Genomic DNA, 18285 nt, shown 5'->3' on the forward strand with positions numbered 1-18285 from the left:
CTTTTCCTTTCTTTTTGTTCCCTTTAATTAGCCATGAACTGCTTAATCCCCTGGGATTTCGCACCCGGATTATCGTTTCCGTAACCTTCCAGCAGGTTGATAACACCCCATACTGCAAGACCAGCTCCGATCGCTACTACAAGAGTCTGTAAAATATTAATTGCCTGATTAAAAAACGCCATAGTCGTTGTCTCCTTCCAAATCATTGCTTTTTATCAGTTTCTATCTATGTTTTAAGAAGTCTCTTCCGGCTCTGCCCTTATGGGCGGCCTTTCATGATCTCTCAAATCCATCACCTCCCTATAAGGGCAAAGAAAAAGAGCTATGTGTCCAAATCTTTCACATGCCCTGCTTCCTTGTTTTCTGTATTTAATTCTTCTGCCAGACTTTCCTCTGAAAAGGCATACAGGTCAAACTCCTGTGTCCTTGTCAGCTTCACTTCCATCCGATGCCGCATATACGCCTCCACATCAAATTCATTTTTCTTATCATAGTCCGACAATTCCTTGTATCGTTTATGCTTGGTAATATCAAACTTGTCACTGAAAAACGGTCTGACACCTCGAAGCTGCAGGATACATTTACTGCCATCCATAACCGCAAGCTCGTCCCGGCTCATCAATTCCTTTCCTGTTTTCTGATAATTCATCCCATAAGAACGGCTCTGTCCACGGGTATCAGAAGTGTTGTATAAATCAATCGTTTCCTTTCCCAGTGTCTCGGAAATCTCCTTTAATGTAGAACTTTCCTTGCCGCCAAGGAACAACATCGTATCGCAGTTACCTAAAATAGTTTCAGCAGCATCTTTATAGATGGTCTTGAGCTGTGACTGCGACTGGAGGATAATGGATGCTGAAATCTCACGGCTACGAATAGTTGCGATCAGCTTGTCAAATTTCGGGATTTGTCCGATATTTGCAAATTCATCAGCTAATATTCTGACATGATATGGTAATCGTCCATGGTGTACATCGTCTGCCCTGTCACATAACAGGTTAAATAACTGGCTGTACATCATTGCCACAACAAAGTTAAACGTATCATCGGTATCTGAAATAATGATAAACAATGCTGTCCTCTGATCTCCTACCATATCCAGTTCCATTTCATCATAGCTCATGATCTCACGAAGCTCCGCAATATCAAATGGAGCAAGTCTGGCTCCACAGCTAATCAGAATCGACTTCGCTGTTTTGCCAGAGACAAATTGTCAAGGACTTTTTAATCAAATTCACAAAAATCTACAAAAAAGGTGCCAGAAGCACCGTATGGCTCCTGACACCTCGTTTGATAGATTACATTTTTCCGTTCAGCAGGTCTTTGCAGAGATACGCATAGTCTGGCAGCTGGTTGATATATGGCTCCCATCGCCGCTTGATTTCCGCCAATTCCAGCGGGTCGGCTGCTTCCAGTGCATGATCGTTGCCCGTCATATACAAAACATCCATAGCAACATCATCCAAACACTTACAGCAGAGATTGGCGGCAGATTCTATCCTGATACCGGTATCCACATAGACTGGATTTACACCAATCGTCAGCCAGACATAGCCTACCTTGTCCGACCAGAGCAGTTCAAAATCAGGGCTTTGCCGCAGATGTTCCGCAAAGACCTCCTTTACTCGCTCAATTTCATGTTTTTCTTTTTCTGTGTAAAGCATTTTCGTATCCTCCTTGACAAAAATTTTGGTGCGTACCATCATCAGTTTAGCACAAGGCGGCTTCGTTTATCAGTCTGTCACATCTGCTGAATTTCATTTTTGAGCATACGCTTGATTTTATCGCTCATGGTTTCTGTGCTGGTATTGCTGAAATGGACATGAACCTTGTAGGTTGTCTTACCGATTTTCTTTACCATCGCTGGCGTGTTTTCCGGCGCTCCGGACGCAGTAGCGGCGTCTGCCACCTGCATGGTACGGGTTTCTTCGCTCATGGCGCTCCTTTCTCCGGGCGGGTCTGTGCCGCCCGGTAAAAAATCAGTCTTGCTTACTGTTTACAATGTCTTTTGCTGTCTGTCGGGTAGCACCGGCATTTTCTTCCCGGAAATTCTTCCCGTCAAAAAGAATCGGCGCACACCGTTCCAGAATACGGTCATAGATACGGGCGTGGGCCAGGTCAGGCGGGTTCTTGAGTTCGGCCAGTTTCAGGTTGGTGGTGATGATCATGGGCCTGCGGCTGCGGTATCGGCTGTCAATGACGAAAAACATCTGCTCCATCGCATACTCGGTACTGCGCTCCACACCCAAATCGTCAATGATAAGCAGGTCGTATTCGTCAAAGCTGGCGATAAAGTCGGCCCTGTCTTCGGAGAACATCCCTGTCAGGCGGTTCAGGATGGTGGGAAAGTTCGTCATCAGCACAGGCACATCCCGGTCAAGTAGAGCATTGGCGATACATCCGGCGAAAAAAGATTTGCCGGTTCCCACATCTCCAAACAGCAAAAGCCCGATATTGCTCTTATATGCTTCTTTCCAGTTCTCCACATAGGCATGAGCCTTGTCCATCAATGGGTTTTGCCCGTTATCATTGGAAAATGTGTAGTCATACAGATAACGGTCTTGCAAGCCCTGTGCCTTTCGGCGTTTGATACGCTCCATGCGGCGCTGCCGTTCTTCAGCAGCCTTGCGCTGCTCCTCAGCCTCCTGCTGGCACTGGCAGATGCAGCGCGGCATAAAGTAGCCGGATTTCCCAAAGCATGGCACAACGGTCTGCCTCTGACCGCCGCACTTTTTACAGTGAATGAGGCCGTCTGCCGGGTCTATGTACTCGTCCCCGGCCAGTTCCATACCGGCGGCTGCCTTGTCGATCAGCGCCCGGATTTCTGCGGTAATCTCCATCATACGGTTTCATCCTCCTTTACGCTGTAATCACGGTTGCGGGTGGGCGGGGCCGCCTTTTTCGCGTCCTCACCGGCCCAGCGCCGGATGGTGGCGGCATGGCTCTGATACCGCTTACCGGTAGAGGCCATGTATTCGGACAGCTTTTCGATGTACTGGCCCCATACAGTGGGAAAACTGGCCTGCAAGTCTGCCAGTTCCTCGTCCGTCAGGAAAACATTCTGGTAACGGCCATAGGCGCGGGCGGAGCGTCCCTTCTCTATCTCTCTCTTTATCTCTATCTCTTTCTCTAACTCTATCTCTATCTCTGGTGGACGAATGTCGGACAAATGTCCGCCGTTTGTCCGGGGCGCGGAAAGAGCCTTGTTTTGGAGCCTCGCCGCACGCTTTCGCTCGGCCTCGGTAGAGGACTGGCCGATTAAAAGTTCGATGTTGCTCATGTAGAATGTGCCGCTGTCCAGCACCTCCACAAGACCCAGCTTCAAAAAGATCTGCAAGGCTCTCTCCACAGTGCCGATCTGCTGGCGGGTAATGGTGGCGATCATCTGCGCCGTGTAAGGAATGTCCTCGTCAAGTTGAAGCCGTCCGCCATGTTTCAGCGATTTCAGATACAGCTTGAGCAGAATGTTGGAATACAGCACACCATCCTGCATACTTTCCAGCAGCACGATGGAATCATCGTCAAAATAGTTTTCTTTGAGTTTCAGGTAATAATATTTTCGGTTGTCTGACATAGGGTTCCTCCTTGGGGTTTCTCTTGGGATTCTGCACGCATTTTAAGGCCGTTTTATGGGTCAGAGGATAAATCTATCAGCCTGCCTTTGACACCCTCGAAAAAAGCCTTGATTTACAAAGGTTTTTCAGCCCCTAAAGCGTGACATTTCTCCCGTTGTTTCCGCTTGCGCTTTGCGGCATTGATCCGCTTCATGCGTGCGGCACATTCCGGGCAGTATTTGGCTCGGTTGGAACCGGGGGTAAACAGCGCCCCACATACGGAGCATTTCTTAGCATTCAGCCGGTGGAACAGCGCCGTTTCCAGTTCCTTATCCTGCGGCAATACCGCCGCCCGAAACCACCTGCACAACAGGGAATAGGAAATGGACTGGACACAGACACATTTCTCCCCATCGTCCAGGGCGATACAGTTTCCGTCGATGTAGTTACAGCACTCATGCACCAGCCTCCGCACTCTGCGGTACTGGCGGTAATCCATGACTGGGATAGGTTCAGACTTATTGTTCTTCATAAATGATTTCTTTCATAAAGCCGGTAACCTCCTTGAATGAATTTATTGTTAAATATTCGTGCAAAGTATTGTTTTCTTCGTGCAAATGGCATATACTATAATTGCCAGCAGAAAGGGGTTGATCGTATGGCTGGAAATACCACAAACATCAGTATCCGCATGGACGCAGATTTGAAAGCGCAGGCGGACGCACTGTTTACTGAGCTTGGCATGAACCTGACTACGGCGTTTAACATCTTTGTGCGCCAGTCGCTTCGTGAAGGCGGCATTCCCTTTGAAGTAAGGCTGGAACAGCCGAACAAGGAAACGATTGCTGCCATGCTGGAAGCGGAAAGGATTGCAAAAGACCCGTCTGTAAAGGGATACAATGACCTTGACGAGTTGTTTGCCGACCTGAAAAAATGAGGAAAACAAAGTACACCGTCAAGTACACGACCGCTTTCAAAAAGGACTACAAGCGGGCAATCAAGCGCGGCCTGAAAATCGAATTGCTGGAACAGGTCGTGGCGCTGCTGTCGATGGGCGAACCGCTGCCGGATAAAAACCGCGATCACGATTTGTCCGGCGATTGGGCAGGCCATCGAGAATGTCATATTCTCCCGGACTGGCTGCTTGTCTACCGCATAGAAGATGATGTTCTGGTGCTGACGCTGGCCCGCACCGGCACACACAGCGACTTGTTCGGCAAATAAACAGTCTGCCGCCGTATGGGGAAACCTGTACGGCGGTTTTTCTGTGTGCAAAAGTATGTCGTGAAACGCGGTAGCCCTTACCGCTCCGGCTCCCGGTCGTGAGACTTGTCCCGTTCCTGTCTGGACAGCTGCTCGGCGGTTTTGCGGAGCCGTTCCACTGCTTTCAAATCCTCCCGCATGGATTTCATGGCAAGCGTGTCCGTCTGCTTTCCAGCGGCCAGCTGGTCAATTTCCAGCTGCCATGTCTTCGGGGTGATTGCCTCGCCGTTGTCTTTCAAGTCTTTCAGATACCGGGTCGCTGCGTCATACAGAATCAGTTCCCGGCTGTGGCGCTGCTCAAACTGTTCCCGCTTTTCCGGCTTTACTTTGGCAAGCTGCTTGTGGATGGACTTGTACTGGTTGTACTGTTCCCACATCTCCCTGCGCTCGGTAAGGGTAGTGATCCGGCGCTCGGCCTTGACGATCTTTCCGCGCAGGTCATAGTAACGGCTGTTCATATCAGTGATTTTTTCATGAAGCTGCTGCATAGACTGGATGCCGTTTGCCTGCAAAAAGCTGAATAGTGCAGCGCTTTCTTGCAAAGCCCGGATTTTGCCGGTGCGGGTGCGGGGAGCGTCCAACTGCTGCTGGGCCTCCCACAAGGCGGTCAAGCTGCTTTGCTGTGTTTGTGGTTTTTCCGTTTCGGCTTTCGACCAGCGATAAAGACGGGTAATGCGGGCTTTGATTTCTTTCAGCAGCTTGTTGTCGGCGGCGATCTGCCGGTTTACTTCTCCCTTGTCGGTGCGGATGCCGCGCTTTTCCATTTGGCTGGCAGCTGGCCCCAGATGGACAGAGGGGATTTTATCAATGCCCTGCCTCCTGTAGCTGCGATGGTCAATGCGCTCCGGTCTGCCGGCAGATTCCAACGCCCGGTTGGTGCAGGCCGCCCATGCCGCCCGCCAAATCTCCACATTCCCTTTGTCGTTCCAGTCGGTGGTGTCCTCCCGGTGGTTCTTCCAGCCGCCTTTCCCGTCCGGGATACGCTGGCCGTTTTCGTCCAGGTCGTATGCCTTGCGGCACTTTGCGCCCCATGCGCCATTTTCTTTCAGGGGCCGGACGGTCAGCATGATATGAACATGGGGGTTGCCGGTTCCCTTATCATGGATAGCAAAGTCGGCACACATTCCTTTGTCTACAAAGTTGTCCTTCACATAGGCACGCACAAGGGCGAGCTGTTGTTCGCCGGACAGTTCACGGGGCAGGGCTGCTTCAATCTCGCGGGCAAGCTGGCTGTCCCTTGCTTTCTCGATTTGCTCCACGCTGTTCCAGAGGATAGATCGGTCTGCAAATTCCGGCGGGGCGTGGGCAGGCAGTATGATCTCCGCATGGACAATGCCGCCTTTCCGGGTGTAGTCGTGGGTCATTCCATCCCATTCATTTGTCAGCTTGGTTCCGCTGCGGTAAGCAGCTGCGGCAACAGCAGAACGGCCTGCGCTGCGCTTGATGATACTGACGGGGATATGACAGAAATCTATGGGGAACACCTCCTTTCAGTGAGGGCATAACAGGCTCTGTGGAGCCGGACAAACGCAAAGCGGGTGTTTGGCTGTGCAGAGCGCACAAGGGGTTTGGGGAGCGTAGCTTCCCATCGCGGACGAAGTACGCAATGCCCCCGGCAGGGCGCACAGCACCGGCAACGGTGTATAAGTGCGCCCTTGTAAACAAGGGACTTATGGCGTGCCCTTGTAAACAAGGGACTTATGGCGTGTCCCCGGATTTTGGCAGGTTTGCAGTCAATTCCGCAGCCCCCGGAAGATGGGACAGGGCAATCAGAAATGTTTTGACCTCCGCGCCGGAAAGGTCGGGAGCCAGCGGGAAAATCCCCTCCAAAACGGCTCCGCGCTCAATCAGGCGGCGGGTACGACCCCTGCGTTCTTCATTCCGCTGCTTGTTCTCTAAAATCTTCTTGCGGTTTTCAAGCTGCCGGATCTCCTTCAGGACTTTCTCCCGTTCTTCTTTTTGGGGGTGGGCTGTAATTTTTTCGTTCATGTCAGGCACCTCTTTTCTTTGGAAATACTCATAGATTGACCGTCCATTTCTGACGCGCAAAGTACCGGCGCAGCCTCCGCAGTGCAGCGTGGATGGATTTTCCCGCCTGTGATGGTGTGATACCCTCCATTGCGGCAATATCTTTCACTTTCATACCCAGCATATAGCGGGCGTGGACACGGCGAGCCTGCATAGGCGGCAGGGAAGAAATGGCTTCGTACAATCGCCGTATCAGTTCTTCGTATTCGGCTAATTCTTCTTTTTCTATCAGGTAGTCCTCCGGCGATGGCTGCGCCCAGCCGATGGCGGCATTTTCGATTCCATCGTTACAATCAAGGGAATAAAACGCCTTATACCGGAACATCTTGCGATCTCTGGCGGCCTCGGCCCTCTTATCCAGAAGAAACGCTTCGACGATCTCATCGGACACCTCCACAAAAATGTCCTCTTTGCAAAATGGATAATATTGTTTGAGATTGATGGTCTGCATAGGCACGCCCTCACTCTGTTTGAAAAAGGTCATCATAGCAGCGGCGCATATTCCGCAGCCCCCGGTGGATGGCAACGCTGACCTTACTGCTATGGATACCCTCTCTCCGGGCGATTTCCGGCTGCTTGATACCGGCAATGTAGTAGGCGTGAACACGGCGGGCCTGTGTCGGAGTGGCATGAGCCAGAGCCGCAGGCAGAGCTGCAATCAGGTGCAGGCGGGTGGTCATTTCTTCTCGTTCCAGCAAAATATCTTCCGGCGATCTGCTGTGTTCCAGTGCGTAATTTTCCAGCCAGCTGTATGCGTCCAGAGAGTAGTAGGCGCGGTGGTAGACTTTCCGACGCTCATAGTTCTCCATCTCCCGCTGGGCCTGATACATCGCTGCCCATACCTTGTCCGTAACATCCACAAACTCGTCATGCCGGTAGTGGGGATACATCCACCGCAGATTGATTGTTTTCATAGGCTTACCTCCTGAAAATTGGAGAGGCGGGCAGCTCGTCCGCTGTCCGCCCCTCGCTGAGATAAGGGAAATGATCCCTTTCACTTGGTAGCCAGAAAACAGGTCATTCGTTAATCCTGTTCTCAAAGAAATTTATAAATTTTTTTCTGACCGCTTCCACACTTTGATAAACAGCCACTTTGGAGCAGCCGCACAGCACACCGATCTCTGCAAGGCTCAGCCCGTCAAGCGCATAGAGCAGGAACCGGCGGCGCTGGGCCTCGGTACAGGTGTCCAGAACAGCCATCAGCTCATGCAGCGTTTCCATGCGGCAAAGGTATTCCTCCGGCGTTTCGCCGTAGCCCCCTACGCCCTCGGTGGTAATGATGTACTCGTCAAACTCCCGACCATCCCAATGCCGCCGCTGTTCATGGAACAGGTTCTCCGTTTTGTGATCGGCCCGGTCAAGAAATTCATAGACTTCCAGCGTAACCTCCACGGCCACAGCTTGTCCGTTATAATTGATGGTAACTTCCATCTGCCTTTCCTCCATTCAGATTTTTTTGGTAAATCTGAATGGGGCGGCGGAGAACGGCACTGGGGCCAGGGTTCGGGCCATGCTGGCCCGATGTTTCGGCTCCATAGGGACAAAAAAGCGCCCGGACGGCATAAAGCCATACGAGCGTAATAGAGTATATTTTGCTGTTTAGTTACATGGTATAGTGCATACTTCTGACCGCATTGCTCCGCTGCTGGGAACAGGCTTTTTTTAGCTGGTGCAGATCATGGATACTGCGAAATAAAAAGAAGGACACGGTAAATTAACCTCCAATCGGCTACCGTATCCCTGCAAGTCGTCATAGGTTTGTGCAAACGCAAAGAAACGGCGGCTCTGAAAATCAAAGCCGCCGTTTCAAATGGGCGTGTCAAATTGTCTGCTCTACGACGGCTTTTTTTCTTTTGCCGTCGTCCGGCAGATTAACATATGAAACTATAATTCATTGATGGTTGCAGTAATCGACATATTGCGAATTCGTTTTGCCGGAGCATATACAGCTGCGATTGCCGCAATCGAGACAAACAGAAGAATAACGCCCAAAGAGATAATTGGGAACTGCCACACAGCAGATGGAAAATGCCCTGCAATAAGGAAATCATACAGCGATTTGCTAAGCGGCAAGCCAATAGCACAACCAACAACGCACCCCAAAACAGCATAGGTGAATGCTTCACAAGCAATCATTTTCGTCATTTGCCGTTCATCCATTCCTACTGCCCGCATAGCTCCATATTGCTTCATTCTGGCAGACACACTCATGGAAATGCTATTGACAATGTTCATTACCGTTACCAGTGCAATAATTGCCAAAAACGCATAAACACAGAAAACAAAAGCCATATAAGTTCCCGTAGTGCGCTCGTCGCGTTTATCTCGAAAGCTATATGTTTGATCTACGGAATTCTGGATTGCCTGAACATTTTCGTCCGTAACATCTCCCGTTGTTTGTATCAGCACAAGAGAATAACCTTCCTCTCCTGTCAAATGGACAAATGTTTCATCAGAGGTAATCAATGTGAGCTTTCCATTTGTCAATCCATTCTCACTAAATGGGTCGTTTTTTAACAGTCCGGCTATGGTAAGGGTTTCATCCCCAATCTGAACAGTGTCACCGATTTTCCATGTGCTGTCCTGATCGGATGTTGCCAAAACAAAATTGCTGTCCCCAAAAACTTTGGACAGATCACTCCCCCTTTTCAAAGCACTGTCTTTTTTCAGACATTGTAAATCAAAATCGTCATAAGAAATCAAATCGACTGTGCCAGAAAAGTTGGTGTCGTCGTTTAGTTTGGCAGAAACATCAAATACACTACGACGCCCGTAAACTTCCTTCACTCCATCCATTTCGCGGATGGTTGTAAGCAGTTCCCAAGGAATCGTATTACCGTCAGCACTTGCAATATCTATATCTGATGTGGCAGCCGACTGAGGAATCAGGTAATCCACAAAATCGACCATAATAGAAAAGCTCAAAAACAGGATGATGCTAAGTGCAAAAGAACCTGTCATCAGGAATAAATTTTTCTTCCCGGAGATTGCATGGCTGACACCAAGAAGGGATTCAATTTTTCCGAAGCCTGCATACGGCGAATGGCGCATTGTTTTTTCGTGGCCTGCATTTCCAGACACCGCTGTGATAGGAGATACCTTTGCAGCATGTTTTGCCGGAGCATTTGCGGCAATCAGTACAGTAATCAGTCCCACAAAGATACCGCAAGCAATGCCAAAAATACTAATGCCAAAGAGAGGAATATCAGAAAATTCTTCTTTGACTACAAAACGCAGTACCGCGCAAAGTCCCCATGTAGTAACAACCCCTAAAACAAGACCGATAGGGATAGCTGTTTTGCACCAGTTCAATGCCTCTAAACGGACAAAGCGGATGGTCTGCTGCTTACTCATACCAATGCATCGCATCATTCCGAAAAATTGGGTTCTCTGTGCAACGCTGCTGTTCATGCTGCTGGAAATCATCAAAACGCCTGCAATCAAAATCAGCAGGAACAGAACAACCGCAACAGAAAGAAGGGTTTGCCCCATGGAACTGCCGAGCAAGTCTCCAATAGAGAAACTTCCATGCTTACCAACCAATCGGGCCTGTTCCATCCGAAAACCCATTTCTGCCATACTGAATACTGCTGTTACCATAAACACAGCAAATACAATGCAAAGCAGCGTCATACGATTTTGTCGGCGGTGAACTTTAGCGGAGATGGGAATAAGACTAAGATAGCTTTTCATTCACGGCACCTCCCAAAATCAGTCAAAGTACCATCCGATACCTGTAATACCCGGTCTGCCGTTTGCGCAATACTGCGGTTGTGGGTAATCATAATGATGGTCTGCTCGTATTTTTTCGATGTTTCTTTGAGCAATGCTATGACCTCACTGCTGTTTTGTGAGTCCAAATTTCCTGTTGGTTCATCTGCCAGAATCAGAGAAGGACGGGTAATCAATGCGCGGCCAATCGCCACTCTCTGCTGTTGACCGCCGGAAAGCTGACTGGGTAAATGATTACGACGATCTTTCAAATTCAAAACCGTCAGCAGTTCCTCCAAATATCTCTTATCCGGCTTTTGATAATCCAACAACAGCGGAAAAATAATATTTTGTTCCACCGTCAACTCCGGGATAAGGTTAAACGCCTGAAAGATAAAGCCGATATTCCTCCGGCGGAAAACGGTCAGCTTTCGATCGTTCATGGCAAAAACGTCCTTGCCGTCAATCAGAACCTTGCCAGATGTTGGCGTGTCCAAAGCACCGATCATATTCAGCAGTGTACTTTTACCAGAACCGGATTCCCCAACGATTGCCACATACTCGCCCTTTGGAACAGAAAAGCTGACATCCTTTAATGCCTTGACAGCGGTTTCTCCGTTGCCATAGGTCTTACTGATATTTTTGACTTCTAATAAGTTCATAGTGTAAACACCTCTTTCTGAATGATTTTGCGATATAGGCAGGCTGTCTTTGTTTGTCCTGCCTATGTGTGAGAGAATAGCACCTGAATCTTACTGTAAGCCTACAGCCAGCCTACAATTTTGTAGGAATCAGAAAATTCATTGTGAAAGTTGTCCCGATACCTAATTCGCTGTCAACCTCAATGGTGCCGTTATGTGCTTCAATGATTGCCTTTGCCAAAGGTAATCCCAGTCCAATCCCTTGCTTGTCCTTAGAAAAACGACTGCGATAAAACCGTTTGAAGATGTGATGTATATCCTCTGGGTGGATGCCGCATCCATTATCCATTATCACAATTTGGACACCAGACGGCAACTCCTTCCACGCAACACGAATTGTTGCACCACTTTCTGTATGGTCAAACGCATTTTTCACAATATTGTCGATTGCCTCATTCAACCAATCACGATCACAAAAAAGAGAAAGATGATCCGAGCCAGACAGAATGATTTCTTTCTTTTCCTGTCTGGCTCTATATGCAAAATGCAGTTCAATATCCCGCATCATATCTGCAACATTTTCTGCGTTCTTTTCCAAGACAATGGCTCCGGCATCCAATCTTGTAATCTTGAGCAGACTTTGCACCAGTGTTTCGATACGGTCAAGTTCCTGTTCAGACAAACCCGCAAATTCTTTCACGGAGGACACTTCTATATCCTCGTCTTGAAGGAGTCCGTTATAAATATTGAGTGCTGCCAGCGGTGTTTTCAGTTGATGGGAAATATCAGAGATCGTATTTTTCAAAAATTCCTTTTCCCGGAGTTCATTATCTGCATGAGCGTTTAAGACAGCCGCCAGAGAATTGACAGCATGAAATAGCCGATATAGTTCACCCTCGTAATCACATTCAATACGAGCGTCAAGATTCCCATCAAGATACGCATTGATCTGCGACACTGCCTGCTCCATGATCTTATTTTGTTTTCTGAAATAGGAACAGCATACTGCCAACATGGACGTTCCAGCCAATACGGAAACAAGCAATAAAAACAGCGAAAACTGCTGATAGCACAACCATAAAAAACCTTGTGTCAGCAGAAGGGAGACTACCCAAATAACGGATACAGCAAGAAACAATTTTTTTATTTCTTTGTTTGCAAATATTTTCATAGGCCACCTCATTTGATTACATTCCATTTGTAGCCCATACCTCGAACAGTCAGGAGCATTTGCGGTTCGCTCGGATTATCCTCGATCTTCATACGAAGCCGACGCATATAGACCGTAAGGGTACTACTGTCGATATAATTCCCATCGCAGTCCCATAGCTTATCTAAAATTTGTCCCTTTGTCAGCACCATGCTTGGGTTTCGCATAAACAAGCACAGTAGCTTGTATTCCGCGGCAGTCAAATCCAACAGTTCCCCATTTTTGAAAACCTGTCCTTGCAGTAAAAGAACCTTGATGCCATTCGACTGCAATTCCGTGTCTGCTGCTTGAAAAGAATTTGCACGTCGAAGTAAGGCGTTAATCCTTGAAACGAGAACCCCCAGTTTGAACGGTTTTGTGATATAGTCATCACCTCCAATATCCAGTAACAAAATGTCAATAGTTTTTTAATCATTTTTCTCAAAAAGGCAAAAAAATAGAACGTATAGTTTATTTCCATACGCTCTATCTCACATTTCATATTAAATTTTGAATTCTACAAATTTTTTATATTTCGTTGTCAATATGTTTTCTACTCTAACGCCCCTTTTACTTTTTTGTGGGAAATGCACCGCTCCTCCCGATTGGCAAGTGCCTTCACCCTGCCTTCTAACAGAAGTTCCCTTCCTTTTTCATTTCTTGTATACACACAGTCATAATTTCCGATATACGGATGCATGCATTTTGCAAAACGTTCCGCATCCTCCTTCTTTTTCGAAAAACAATTTGGAATGGCATAGAAACCATTCAGTCCTTTGTGTCCCTTCTTTTTCACAAGTATGTAACGCTGGTTGTCGATCACATCAAAAAATTCATTGACACACTGTGCGAACAACGCTTTATCCCTGCCGCTTCCACCGGACAGATAAATAATATGGTTATCCGGTCCGTTTGATTCTGTCTCAACTTTACAGTGTGTTTCTTCCAGAAGCTGTTGCTCCTCTAATGCTTTGCGGATTCCATTTCCAAATGCCTTTAATCTTTTTAGCGGACTTCCCAACATGAAAATTTTCGGGAAACGTATCATAATTCCAGCCAGTCCGGCAGCAATGAAGAAGTAACAGGTTCCGGCCAGGATACCATTTTGGGACGCTGCAGCAACAATACCTGCCCCAATTGCCCCGATCAGACACAGAATTCCTGACAGGATCATTGTAAGAATCGCATCCCAGAAAACAACACTTGTGACAAATTTGTCTTTTACTTCTGTCTCATCCACAATATCCATTTTGTCATAGACTGCAAGTGCACTGTTCCAACGTTCTTTTAACGTATCGCGCTGCCCCGACATTTTCAGCATTTGTCTGTTAATCCTGTCAATATTCGTTTTATTAAATGGCGTTTTAATAACTGACAACCGTTTCATTCCATTTTCAATCGTATTTTCTGTATAATGCAGACCGAGAAAATGTTCCATCCTTCGCTCCAGCATACTGTAATCTTCACTGATCTGATTGTCATCTGCCTTTAGCACTTCGTTCCACGGTCTTAAACAGACTAAATGCCAGATGTTACTTGTTTTTTCCGGATGTTCTTTCATCACACGGATGGCACGCCCTCTCATCTGGTTGCTTAACATAAATGAGCCTACAAAGCTTGCAAGGATCAGGGAATTGATACAAGGAGAATCCCATCCTTCCCCTAACAGCGATTTTGTACCGATCAGCACCTGCATATAGCCTTTTGAGAAAATATCTGTTACCGCCCCTGTGAGAAAATGTGCATTTCCAACCGCTGTCACTTTAAGATAATCTGTTTCAGAAAGATTTCCGATCCTGCTGAATGTAACTTTTCCGCTCATTCCGATCGCCTGCTCTAATGCTTCTCTTGCCTCTGCCGGAATGATCACAATCGTTCCACAAAGCACCCCAAAACGGATTTGTTCGTTTTTCTTTTCATTGTCACGACGGAGCATCTCAAAAAACGGAAGCACTCCAAGTGAGTTAACATCATATTCTGTATTTCCAATTGCTTTTTCATATTCTTTCCGGATGTAATCTGTCAAAACAAGCAGCCTCAAATCCTGACCGGATGCCTCATATTCATGGAACACAATATCACGGATGCTGTTACATTTTCCAAGGGAATTTGTGAGCATTTTTTCCACTGCCGCACTTTTCGTCATGACGACTTTTTTCTTTTCTATCAGACCGTCGGATTTTAAATCAGCAATTAGCAATTCACGATATGTCTTGTCACACAGGTATGAATCCACATCATCATACAAGAATCCCTGTAACAGACGCTCCATCCATTGCACATTCATGTCCGGTAATTTTTTTGCCCCCAAAAGCCTCTGTAATCTGGACGGAATTGCAATATTTTTGCTCTGTAAATAAATCAACAGTGATGCCAGATATGCCGGATTATCCAGAAGCAGATCATCTGAGAGCTGTCCACTGAACCCCTTATGGCTTCTTACGTACGTAAGGAACTGAGTATCCCGCATGATTTTTTCTGTCATTGCTTTACTGCGTTCTTCAAAACGTCTGACTTCCTTCTCTTCTTCTTTTGTTGGATAGTTGAAGTAAACATAATCCTGATGCGGACAGAGGCTTCCCTCTTTTACGAGCTCCGGTATCGTAATCTCTTCATCGATCTCTCCACACATATTCATGTACCGCGTCCACATAGCCGGTGTGGAATCATATGGTGGTGTTGCTGTCAAAGCGATGATTTTAAGGTTATTCACCTGTTTTTTGAATTCTTCTAATGCTTTCCACCATTCACTTCGCAAGTGGTGGCATTCATCCAGACAGAGTACTTCGATCCCAGCCTCTTTCATCGTCCCAACCAGATCAAAACCGCTGTAATCTACTTCCTTTGTCTCTGTTTTCGCCGGGCACTCGTCTGTGCCTGTGCCACTATCCTCACCTGCATCTTCCTGTATTCCCTGAAATCTTGTCATGGCACTGTGTAATGCCTGATAGGTTGCAACCGTGATCGCCTTTGGCTGTTTTAAATTCTGTGAAAGATAATCTTCCCCCTGTATGCCCTCACATAAAAAAGCTTCCTCAATCCTTGCGATCCACTGCTCCCGGATCGTAATGGATGGTGCCAAAATCAGTGCTTTTCCGTTCATCCTGCGGATCAGTTCAATTCCCAATGTCGTTTTCCCGGATCCGGGTGCCGCTACAATATGTATTTTTCCATCTGCCATGTACCTGTCTGCGTGTTCCAAAACCCTTGCCTGATACCTTCTCCATGTTCCTTTAAACTCTAAAATACCTTCGTAATTCATAATCATCCATTTTCCTCTGCTTATTCCACTTTTTCTGTGGTCTGTAACTATTATATACAACTGCCAATTTTCTTACAAGAAAGATTCCGTGTCCAATAAGAAGTATGCCTATGTTGGGATATTTAAATCATTCTGCATCCTCAAAGCAAATGAATTTAAATAGAATTTCAGGTGTGCCTGTGATAAAATATTAATAAGTTTAACAACTGAAATTTGACTGTATCATTTTGTTCATCAAATTTATTATTCATAAGGTGTCTATTTTGATCCTAAGAAGAAATGAATTTTAGGTCTTGTATATTCATCAAACTGATCTTCTGTCTCTGTATCAAATGAACAAGACAAACTGATAGGCGCATCCTGATCATAGAAACGGAAACTCTTATAAAATGTCCCATTTAGAAATTCATCTTTAAATTGTTGTGGAATAGCCTGATAAGATAATATCTCAGGATTAGATACGGATACATTTAAATTCTCAAAAGACTTTTGTAATGTCGCAAAATCTTTTTCTGTCTGCATTAAATTCTCTTCTAAACTCTTATTAATATCCACACCTTCTACATATGAGATATTGATGATAGTACCACTATTATTGACTTGAACATGAACATAACAATCAGTAGCACCTGAATCTCTTAAATATCCCATAACAGTATAACTTGATCTACTACGTGATTCATTTGGATTGTCTGCATGTACTCTTACACATACAGGTTCTAATGCCTTTTTTACTATTTCTACTTGTTTTGCAGAAGCTGCAATTCTTTGATCCATTGCCTGCTTTCCTTTTATATATTGAGGTATATAAGTACCGACTACAATAAGTATTGGGATAACTGCAAAGGCAATGAGTTGTTTTTTTATATCAGGAATAGGGATTCTATAAGCATGTGCCATGTTCTCGGCATTACTTCCTGCTTCAGATAACATATCTATAGATGTAGAGACTGTACTTACTGCACCAGCCACCTGCATAGCACTTCCTATATTCTTTGCAGTATCATTATCACTTTCTTTAAGGAATCGACCAACAGCTTGTGACGCCAAAGCAGCAGATACCTCTTTAGAATAATCTGTTTCTGACTGTTTCACATTTAATCTACCTATAAGAGATTTCCATTTCTTACCGTTCATTCCAAACTTAGGGGCAAGTGCACAGAAACAGAATATAATAACATATATAATGACAAATCCTAATGCAGTAAACATCCCTGTAGGCTGAAAACCTTTGTTTTGGAATACTAAATCATCTATCATCTCTAATGGTACTATTAATGCACATTGTACAAATGAAAAGATGAGTGCAACCACTGCAATCTTTGGATATATACAATATCTTTGAATCATTTTTTTCTCTTTATTGTTAATCATGGATATCACCTCTGTTTCTAGTATAACTTATTTTTGAATGAAAAAAGAGCGATATTTTGCTCTTACTATATTTGTTTCTTAACTAAAAGGAAATTACGAATATTTTGATGTTTAATACCATACTCAAGTTTGATTGTATCATGGTTCATCCTTGACCCGTTAGAGGGCAACGCATTTAATCCGAACAGCTCATTTAAAATAATATTATTCCTTTATAATTCTACAAACTTGAATTTTGTCTGATTACCAATTATCTTTTGTAATTTATAGCTGCATCAAAAAGAATACCAATACACTCAAGAGTATCGTTACTATTCCCATTATGATAAACATCATGGAAGTAAAACTTTTTGAAATTGGTCTATCAACATAGCACTTTTTAGGATTGTTTGGATTATAATAAACTGTCATCTTACTGTTGATAGGCCACAACTGCTCTGCAAGTTGACGCAAATTTGCAATGGATCCAGTTTTTACATGTAGCCAGCCTTTTTCATCTTCATAGACTTCTGATTTCACCGGTACGGGTACTCCAGATATTTGCGTTGTTTTAATTCCACAAAATATTTTCTTTGTTTTATAACAAGTTCCATTCACAAAGTACTCCACGATTGGATACACCCTTCCATTTCCCGGAAACCCATATTGTTTAACAATACCGTCTGTCTGCTTTGTACACAATTGATTCTGTCTTTTTACAATGATATTGAAAGTAACTCCTAGTAAAACCAATATTACACCAAGACCTCCAACTGTCATCAATTCTAACCATGCAATTTGTATTTCTGTCATAGTTTCATCACCTCAAATTCCAGTTTTCTTGATTCTGCAAACTTGAATTTGTAATTACATTCCATACATATTGGCATTCTTTACAATCACTCTATCTCCTTTTTCTAATTGTTCCTTAGAAACTCCTCTTAACCCAAGTCCAACATGTTCTGTTTTATATCCACAACCATTTGATTTTCGTTCTTTTGTATGTATATCGATGTTAGTAATTATAGTCTCTAATACACCTCCATTTGTTTTATAAACACACGCATTTTCTCCTTCTCTACACATTCCTGTTGATATGTTTCCTGTGACAACTGTTCCACCCCCCATAATTGTAAATACATCATCAATAATCAATTCAAAGTCTTCTTTTAAACATAATGGAACATCTAATCTGTTCATATACTCTTTTTCTCGCTCTTTTTTGCTTTTACCAAATAATCCCATAGTGTTTCTCCTTTATAACTTCTAATTTGTTGCTCAAATCAT

Annotated in this window: 19 protein-coding genes and 3 pseudogenes; 2 read left to right on the forward strand and 20 right to left on the reverse strand. The window is 45.3% G+C overall.

What is annotated here, in order from left to right:
- Positions 1-29: 29 nt before the first annotated feature.
- From GPK49_RS09480 to GPK49_RS09510, 7 genes and pseudogenes are all read right to left on the reverse strand, one after another.
- Positions 30-182 (reverse strand): annotated as a pseudogene (locus GPK49_RS09480) (Maff2 family mobile element protein); the annotation flags it as partial.
- Positions 183-322: 140 nt separating this feature from the next.
- A pseudogene (locus GPK49_RS09485) lies at positions 323-1210 on the reverse strand (VirD4-like conjugal transfer protein, CD1115 family); the annotation flags it as partial.
- A gap of 85 nt (positions 1211-1295) precedes the next feature.
- A complete protein-coding gene (locus tag GPK49_RS09490) occupies positions 1296-1661 on the reverse strand; it encodes a hypothetical protein (protein ID WP_215677591.1) in 366 nt (121 codons plus the stop codon).
- Positions 1662-1738: 77 nt separating this feature from the next.
- Positions 1739-1912 carry a transposon-encoded TnpW family protein gene (locus GPK49_RS09495; RefSeq protein WP_444876955.1) on the reverse strand — a complete coding sequence of 58 codons (174 nt, stop codon included), beginning with the start codon at positions 1910-1912 and terminating at the stop codon, positions 1739-1741.
- Between the two features lie 64 nt (positions 1913-1976).
- Complete coding sequence (locus GPK49_RS09500; RefSeq protein WP_215677595.1) at positions 1977-2840, reverse strand: ATP-binding protein; 864 nt, start codon at positions 2838-2840, stop codon at positions 1977-1979.
- Complete coding sequence (locus GPK49_RS09505) at positions 2837-3571, reverse strand: phage replisome organizer N-terminal domain-containing protein (RefSeq protein WP_014081139.1); 735 nt, start codon at positions 3569-3571, stop codon at positions 2837-2839. Before GPK49_RS09505 ends, GPK49_RS09500 begins: the two co-directional genes overlap by 4 nt.
- Before the next feature lie 113 nt (positions 3572-3684).
- Positions 3685-4083, reverse strand: coding sequence for a cysteine-rich VLP domain-containing protein (locus GPK49_RS09510; protein WP_014081140.1), 399 nt, complete (start codon positions 4081-4083; stop codon positions 3685-3687).
- Positions 4084-4209: 126 nt separating this feature from the next.
- On the opposite strand from GPK49_RS09510, the gene GPK49_RS09515 reads away from it, so the two are divergent.
- Positions 4210-4488 carry a type II toxin-antitoxin system RelB/DinJ family antitoxin gene (locus GPK49_RS09515; protein ID WP_014081141.1) on the forward strand — a complete coding sequence of 93 codons (279 nt, stop codon included), beginning with the start codon at positions 4210-4212 and terminating at the stop codon, positions 4486-4488.
- Entirely contained in the window at positions 4485-4775 is a 291-nt protein-coding gene (locus tag GPK49_RS09520; RefSeq protein ID WP_021651024.1) for a type II toxin-antitoxin system YafQ family toxin, read from the forward strand. The genes GPK49_RS09515 and GPK49_RS09520 overlap by 4 nt, the downstream gene beginning before the upstream one ends.
- Positions 4776-4852: 77 nt before the next feature.
- Here GPK49_RS09520 and mobQ read toward each other — a convergent pair whose 3' ends face one another.
- The 13 genes and pseudogenes from mobQ to GPK49_RS09585 all read right to left on the reverse strand — a co-directional run bounded on the left by mobQ (position 4853) and on the right by GPK49_RS09585 (position 18243).
- Complete coding sequence (mobQ, locus tag GPK49_RS09525) at positions 4853-6298, reverse strand: MobQ family relaxase (RefSeq protein ID WP_014081143.1); 1446 nt, start codon at positions 6296-6298, stop codon at positions 4853-4855.
- Positions 6299-6512: 214 nt separating this feature from the next.
- Positions 6513-6803 carry a DUF3847 domain-containing protein gene (locus tag GPK49_RS09530; RefSeq protein WP_014081144.1) on the reverse strand — a complete coding sequence of 97 codons (291 nt, stop codon included), beginning with the start codon at positions 6801-6803 and terminating at the stop codon, positions 6513-6515.
- A gap of 28 nt (positions 6804-6831) precedes the next feature.
- Positions 6832-7293: an RNA polymerase sigma factor gene (locus tag GPK49_RS09535; RefSeq protein WP_009296689.1), complete on the reverse strand. Its 462-nt coding sequence runs from the start codon at positions 7291-7293 to the stop codon at positions 6832-6834.
- A gap of 10 nt (positions 7294-7303) precedes the next feature.
- Positions 7304-7756: a hypothetical protein gene (locus GPK49_RS09540; RefSeq protein WP_014081145.1), complete on the reverse strand. Its 453-nt coding sequence runs from the start codon at positions 7754-7756 to the stop codon at positions 7304-7306.
- Positions 7757-7859: 103 nt separating this feature from the next.
- Positions 7860-8273 carry an RNA polymerase sigma factor gene (locus GPK49_RS09545; RefSeq protein ID WP_215677597.1) on the reverse strand — a complete coding sequence of 138 codons (414 nt, stop codon included), beginning with the start codon at positions 8271-8273 and terminating at the stop codon, positions 7860-7862.
- Between the two features lie 453 nt (positions 8274-8726).
- Complete coding sequence (locus tag GPK49_RS09550) at positions 8727-10535, reverse strand: ABC transporter permease (RefSeq protein WP_215634022.1); 1809 nt, start codon at positions 10533-10535, stop codon at positions 8727-8729.
- Positions 10532-11215, reverse strand: coding sequence for an ABC transporter ATP-binding protein (locus GPK49_RS09555; RefSeq protein WP_177306823.1), 684 nt, complete (start codon positions 11213-11215; stop codon positions 10532-10534). The genes GPK49_RS09550 and GPK49_RS09555 overlap by 4 nt, the downstream gene beginning before the upstream one ends.
- A 112-nt stretch (positions 11216-11327) precedes the next feature.
- Positions 11328-12365: a HAMP domain-containing sensor histidine kinase gene (locus tag GPK49_RS09560; protein WP_215677598.1), complete on the reverse strand. Its 1038-nt coding sequence runs from the start codon at positions 12363-12365 to the stop codon at positions 11328-11330.
- A gap of 8 nt (positions 12366-12373) precedes the next feature.
- Positions 12374-12799, reverse strand: a pseudogene (locus GPK49_RS09565) (response regulator transcription factor); the annotation flags it as partial.
- Between the two features lie 137 nt (positions 12800-12936).
- Positions 12937-15651 (reverse strand): DEAD/DEAH box helicase family protein, encoded by a 2715-nt coding sequence (locus GPK49_RS09570; RefSeq protein WP_021738878.1) that lies wholly within the window; start codon positions 15649-15651, stop codon positions 12937-12939.
- Between the two features lie 252 nt (positions 15652-15903).
- Positions 15904-17019, reverse strand: coding sequence for a hypothetical protein (locus GPK49_RS09575; protein WP_021738879.1), 1116 nt, complete (start codon positions 17017-17019; stop codon positions 15904-15906).
- Positions 17020-17283: 264 nt separating this feature from the next.
- The gene (locus GPK49_RS09580) at positions 17284-17811 is read right to left on the reverse strand and encodes a DUF3592 domain-containing protein (protein ID WP_021738880.1); all 528 of its coding nucleotides are present in this window, start codon (positions 17809-17811) and stop codon (positions 17284-17286) included.
- A 54-nt stretch (positions 17812-17865) separates the two neighbouring features.
- On the reverse strand, positions 17866-18243 hold the full coding sequence (locus GPK49_RS09585; RefSeq protein WP_021738881.1) for a translation elongation factor Tu domain protein: 378 nt from the start codon (positions 18241-18243) through the stop codon (positions 17866-17868).
- Between the last annotated feature and the right edge of the window lie 42 nt (positions 18244-18285).

It is taken from the genome of Clostridium sp. MCC345, from assembly GCF_018785345.1.
In the GTDB taxonomy this organism is placed as follows: domain Bacteria; phylum Bacillota; class Clostridia; order Lachnospirales; family Anaerotignaceae; genus Anaerotignum_A; species Anaerotignum_A faecicola.

Excerpts from the sequence above, each read along its gene's own strand:
- GPK49_RS09490 (WP_215677591.1), bottom strand. The coding sequence starts at position 1,661 with ATGCTTTACACAGAAAAAGAAAAACATGAAATTGAGCGAGTAAAGGAG.
- GPK49_RS09560 (WP_215677598.1), bottom strand. The coding sequence starts at position 12,365 with ATGAAAATATTTGCAAACAAAGAAATAAAAAAATTGTTTCTTGCTGTA.
- GPK49_RS09555 (WP_177306823.1), bottom strand. The coding sequence starts at position 11,215 with ATGAACTTATTAGAAGTCAAAAATATCAGTAAGACCTATGGCAACGGA.
- GPK49_RS09520 (WP_021651024.1), top strand. The coding sequence starts at position 4,485 with ATGAGGAAAACAAAGTACACCGTCAAGTACACGACCGCTTTCAAAAAG.
- GPK49_RS09515 (WP_014081141.1), top strand. The coding sequence starts at position 4,210 with ATGGCTGGAAATACCACAAACATCAGTATCCGCATGGACGCAGATTTG.
- GPK49_RS09500 (WP_215677595.1), bottom strand. The coding sequence starts at position 2,840 with ATGATGGAGATTACCGCAGAAATCCGGGCGCTGATCGACAAGGCAGCC.
- GPK49_RS09495 (WP_444876955.1), bottom strand. The coding sequence starts at position 1,912 with ATGCAGGTGGCAGACGCCGCTACTGCGTCCGGAGCGCCGGAAAACACG.
- GPK49_RS09540 (WP_014081145.1), bottom strand. The coding sequence starts at position 7,756 with ATGAAAACAATCAATCTGCGGTGGATGTATCCCCACTACCGGCATGAC.
- GPK49_RS09535 (WP_009296689.1), bottom strand. The coding sequence starts at position 7,293 with ATGCAGACCATCAATCTCAAACAATATTATCCATTTTGCAAAGAGGAC.
- GPK49_RS09580 (WP_021738880.1), bottom strand. The coding sequence starts at position 17,811 with ATGACAGAAATACAAATTGCATGGTTAGAATTGATGACAGTTGGAGGT.
- GPK49_RS09505 (WP_014081139.1), bottom strand. The coding sequence starts at position 3,571 with ATGTCAGACAACCGAAAATATTATTACCTGAAACTCAAAGAAAACTAT.
- GPK49_RS09570 (WP_021738878.1), bottom strand. The coding sequence starts at position 15,651 with ATGATTATGAATTACGAAGGTATTTTAGAGTTTAAAGGAACATGGAGA.
- GPK49_RS09530 (WP_014081144.1), bottom strand. The coding sequence starts at position 6,803 with ATGAACGAAAAAATTACAGCCCACCCCCAAAAAGAAGAACGGGAGAAA.
- GPK49_RS09545 (WP_215677597.1), bottom strand. The coding sequence starts at position 8,273 with ATGGAAGTTACCATCAATTATAACGGACAAGCTGTGGCCGTGGAGGTT.
- GPK49_RS09585 (WP_021738881.1), bottom strand. The coding sequence starts at position 18,243 with ATGGGATTATTTGGTAAAAGCAAAAAAGAGCGAGAAAAAGAGTATATG.
- GPK49_RS09575 (WP_021738879.1), bottom strand. The coding sequence starts at position 17,019 with ATGATTAACAATAAAGAGAAAAAAATGATTCAAAGATATTGTATATAT.
- GPK49_RS09550 (WP_215634022.1), bottom strand. The coding sequence starts at position 10,535 with ATGAAAAGCTATCTTAGTCTTATTCCCATCTCCGCTAAAGTTCACCGC.
- GPK49_RS09510 (WP_014081140.1), bottom strand. The coding sequence starts at position 4,083 with ATGAAGAACAATAAGTCTGAACCTATCCCAGTCATGGATTACCGCCAG.